Annotated in this window: 2 protein-coding genes and 1 pseudogene; all 3 read left to right on the plus strand. The window is 70.3% G+C overall.

Annotated elements, in window-relative coordinates:
* Positions 1–508 (plus strand): annotated as a pseudogene (locus BN903_RS08555) (metallophosphoesterase); the annotation flags it as partial.
* Positions 509–553: 45 nt separating this feature from the next.
* Positions 554–1594: an NAD(P)-dependent alcohol dehydrogenase gene (locus tag BN903_RS08560; protein ID WP_048077350.1), complete on the plus strand. Its 1041-nt coding sequence runs from the start codon at positions 554–556 to the stop codon at positions 1592–1594.
* A 70-nt stretch (positions 1595–1664) separates the two neighbouring features.
* Positions 1665–3062 carry a hypothetical protein gene (locus BN903_RS08565; protein WP_048077351.1) on the plus strand — a complete coding sequence of 466 codons (1398 nt, stop codon included), beginning with the start codon at positions 1665–1667 and terminating at the stop codon, positions 3060–3062.
* The last annotated feature ends 207 nt before the right edge of the window (positions 3063–3269 follow it).

The raw sequence follows: 3269 nt of genomic DNA on the forward strand, positions 1-3269 counted from the left end.
CTTGGAGGCGCTCCGCGAGGCGTGTTCGGATCGAGGGGCGGACCTCGAACTCGTCGCCGGCAACCACGACACCGCGCTCGCGGACGCGTGGGGCGGGACCGTCCGGGAGGCGTACGTCGTCGAGGAGGCCGCCGCGGCCGGGTTGGAGAGTCGCACCAGTGCGGGCGAACCTGAAACGCGCACCGCCGTGATCTGTCACGGCCACGAACCGCCGTCGGTCACGGCCGACCGGTACGTGATCGGGCACGTCCACCCGACGATCGAGATCGACGGCGACCGCCGGCCCTGCTTCCTCCGCGGTGCCGGCACGTACCGCGGTGCCGACGTGCTGCTGTTGCCCGCGTTCACCCGGCTCGCCGCCGGCGTCCCGGTCAACGACGCGGCGACCGGGGGACTGAATTCTCCCCTCGTCGACGACGCGGCCGCCCTCGCGCCCGTCGTGTACGACCCCGACGGCGGGGAGCCGCTCCGGTTCCCTCCGCTCGGGGCGTTCGACCGGCTGCTGTGAGTCGGCGACGAACGTTTATGTGAATTCCGTGTGATCCCTGTTCGCATGGAGGCAGCCAGGCTCCACGAGTACACGGACGACATGAGCGAGGGGCTCACCATCGACGAGGTCGACCGGCCGGCGGCGACCGGACCGGACGACGTGATAGTCGAGGTCGAGGGGGCGGGATGGTGTCAGACGGACAACCACATTATCGAGGGGATGTGGGCGGAGTACGTCCCGCAGGAGCTCCCGATGACGCTGGGCCACGAGAACGCCGGAACGGTCGTCGAGACGGGCGACAACGTCGACCTCGTCTCCCCGGGCGACCCGGTGATCTGTCACCCGGTCCAGACCTGCGGCACCTGCCGTCCCTGCCGGCTCGGCGAGACGATGTACTGCGAGAACGACGCGTTCAACGGGCTCACCACGGACGGCGGCTTCGCCGAGTACCTCCACACCAGCGAGCGCTCGGTGATCCCGCTGCCGAGCGGGGTCGAACCGATCGACATCGCGCCGCACGCCGACGCCGGCATCACCGCGTACCACGCGGCTAAGAAGGCGGTCGGGGAACTGAACCCCGGCGACCACGCCGTCGTCATCGGCGTCGGCGGACTCGGCCATATCGGCCTTCAGTGTCTCGACGCGATGAGCGCGGCACAGATCACGGCGGTCGACCTGAAGGACTCGGCACTCGACCTCGCGGAGGGGTACGGGGCCGACTTCCTCGTGAACCCAACCGACGACGACGTCGCCGCCGAGATAGAAGCGATCACGGACGGGACGGGGGCGGCGCAGGTGCTCGACTTCGTCGGCGAGGACGTGACGACCGCCTACGCGCCCGAGATCACCGCCGCCGGCGGCGACCACCACATCATCGGCTACGGCGGGCACGTCCACGAGCCATCGCAGGCGCTGGTGAACGGCGAGTTCTCCTTCGTCGGCAACATCGTCGGCCGGTACGCGGAGCTTCAGGAACTCGTCGCGCTCGTTGAGCAGGGCGACGTCGACCTCCACACGAGCCGGTACGACCTCGGCGAGATCAACGCCGTCGCCGAGAAGCTCGAACACCGGGAGATCGACGGCCGAGCCGTCATCACGCCCTGAACCCGGAGTCGCCGCCTCGAGACCCAGAACCCCGCGGAAACGTTTTACCGCTCGTCGCGAAATCCCGACTATGGACCGCAGAGCCCTCCTCTCCGCGGCCGGCGCGTCCCTCGTCCCGCTCTCGGGGTGCGTCGGCGACGACCTCGGCGTGGCCCCCTCGACGAACGGCACCGACGGCGGACCGACTGGAACTGACGGCGGTCAGTCGGGCGACGGGTCGACCGCGTCTCTCGACGTCGAGCTCCGGACCGTCCCGCACGTCGTCACCGCGTACGAGCCCTCGCCGAGTCGGGGAGTTGATCCGGAACACGTGGTCCCCGAGGCGGAGGTCCCGGCCGCGCTGCGCGACCCCCTCGACGCGGCGCTCGACGGCGGGTTCGAGACCGACGACCCCGACAACGCGCTCCTTTCGGCGGTCGACGAGTTCCGCGTCTACGACCGCGGCGAGCTGAAGCCGTACGTCGAACTCGACGGGACGCGCTACGTGTTCGAACACGCGATGCCGACGTTCACCGCGGAGCTTGCCGACGAGGAAGCCGACGAGTACGACGAGGATCGGGTCTTCCGGGAGTCGCGGGAGCGCGACGACATCGACTCGGCGGCGGTCGAGACGTTCGTCGACGCGCTAACGGCGTACGGGCCAAACGTGGCGCGAGGGGAGTACCGGCGCTGTGACCGCCCCGAGGCGGTCGCCGAGTTCCTCGACGAGTACGACTACTTGGAGGACGGACGCGGACTCTCTCGGATCGAGACGGCGGTCGAGAACGCGGAGCCGCCACACGCGATCACGGCGCGCGAGCTGACCGAGGGCGACATGTGGGACCGACCGGTCGTCGACGAGTCCGAACTCGACGGCACGGTGGTGACGTTCTTCGAGCGCGCGCTGGCCTCCGATCACCGGAAGCCGGCGCTGCCGGGCGACGACCGCAGCCAACTGTTCGCCGCCGAGGTGCCTGACGCCTACGGCGACCTCGCGGCCGGGTACGACGAGCCGCCCTATTACCGGATCGACGGCACCGTGTACGACGTCCGGGTCGGTGAGTCGATGTACGACCGAGTTCCGGTGTCGGTGTCGGTTGCCGCGAGCGAGGACGCCGCCCGCGAGTTCACGCTCTCGGTCGCACCGGCCCCCGAGCGCGCCGACGGCGAGGCCGAGGGGCCGTACACGTTCACGAGTCGGGGCGCGCTCCCGAGCGCTCTCTGGGTGTTCGACGACGGGAAGCGGCGGTCGCTGGATATCGCCGAGACCGAGGGGATCGAGGGGCCGCGGCCCCGTCGATCCGACGGCGAGGCGCTGGAGTCGCTGACCGCGAGCGACGAGATGGTCGCGACGTACGCCGTCCCGGAATCGCTCCCGGCGGACACGTACGTGAGCCGAGGGACGTTCCGTGTCTCGTGGGGCGTTCCGGGGCAGACCCCCGACGAGTACGGGGCATACCCGTTCGAACTGGCGATCGCCGTCGAGTGAGCCGGGCGCTGTCGGCGGCGACTTCGGCGCGGGGTCGACGAATTCGGCGGGACAGACGGGGCGACGGAAGACGCAAGTCGGCGTTTCACCCACGCCAACCACTTTGTCCGGGGGCCACGACCGCCCGACATGGACGACTCTCACCGGTCCGAGTCGGGGTTCCTGTCGCCGCGGGGATGGGCGCTGCTCGCGGGCGGCTACGCGTTC

This window comes from Halorubrum sp. AJ67 (assembly GCF_000513435.1).